At 63.8% G+C, this 213-nt stretch carries 1 pseudogene; it reads right to left on the reverse strand.

Annotated features, from left to right (window positions below):
* Positions 1-213: pseudogene (locus F6X37_RS38230) on the reverse strand (IS4 family transposase); the annotation flags it as partial.

Genomic DNA, 213 nt, shown 5'->3' on the forward strand with positions numbered 1-213 from the left:
AGAGGTCCTGTTTGCTGGTCTTGCGTGCATCAAGCATCGTGGTGACCAGCACCCGGTGATGCAGCCTGGACTCGCGCACCATCAGTTCATCGGGGAAGGCCTGGTACTGCTCATGCGTCATCCAGTCAGGACGCTGCCGGGGTTTGGGCCACGTCACAATGTGATCGCGCGTGCCCAGGGACCGGCCTCGCCGAAAGTCGGTGCGGCGTGCCC

The sequence above is a fragment of the Paraburkholderia sp. 31.1 genome, from assembly GCF_014397645.1.
Lineage (GTDB): Bacteria > Pseudomonadota > Gammaproteobacteria > Burkholderiales > Burkholderiaceae > Paraburkholderia > Paraburkholderia tuberum.